The 763-nt window shown below is 67.1% G+C and carries 1 protein-coding gene; it reads right to left on the bottom strand.

All coding sequences use genetic code 11. The features are described 5' to 3' along the window. Position 1: 1 nt before the first annotated feature. The coding region (locus ACI3KX_RS22120; protein ID WP_404911099.1) for an aldehyde dehydrogenase family protein at positions 2-763 on the bottom strand (762 nt) is incomplete at its 5' end.

Here is a 763-nt window from a genome sequence, read left to right as displayed (position 1 = left end):
GTCAGTTGTTCTGGGGGAAGCCGAGGTTGATGCCGCCGTGGTGGGCGGGGTCGAGCCAGCGGCTGGTGATGGCTTTCTCGCGGGTGTAGAAGTCGAAGCCGTGGACGCCGTAGGCCTTGGCGTCGCCGAACAGGGACTGTTTCCAGCCGCCGAAGGAGTGGTAGGCGACGGGGACGGGGATGGGAACGTTGATGCCGATCATGCCGACCTGCACCTCGTTCTGGAACCGTCTGGCGGCGCCGCCGTCGTTGGTGAAGATGGCGGTGCCGTTGCCGAACCGGCCGGAGTTGATCAGCTCGAGACCCTCGTCGTACGACTGCACGCGCACGACGGAGAGGACCGGTCCGAAGATCTCCTCCTGGTACGCGCGGCTGGTGGTGGGGATGTCGTCGATCAGGGTGGGGCCGAAGAAGAACCCATCCTCGTGCCCCTCGACGGTGAAGCCCCGGCCATCGACGACGATCTTCGCGCCGTCCGCCTCGGCGATGTCGACGTAGCTCGAGACCTTGTCGCGGTGGATGTCGGTGATCAGCGGCCCCATGTCGGGCTCGACGCCGTCAACGCCCGCGCCGTTGCCGATGCGCAGCTTCGCGATCCGCTCCTGGATCTTGGCGATGAGGTCGTCGGCGACCGGCTCGACGGCGAGCACGACGCTGATGGCCATGCAGCGTTCGCCGGCGGCACCGTAGCCCGCATTGACGGCCTGGTCGGCCACGAGGTCGAGGTCGGCATCCGGAAGCACCAGCATGTGGTTCTTGGCGCC

The sequence above is a fragment of the Microbacterium sp. ZW CA_36 genome (genome assembly GCF_044987475.1).
Lineage (GTDB): Bacteria > Actinomycetota > Actinomycetes > Actinomycetales > Microbacteriaceae > Microbacterium.
This window is presented reverse-complemented; position numbering and strand designations above follow the sequence as displayed.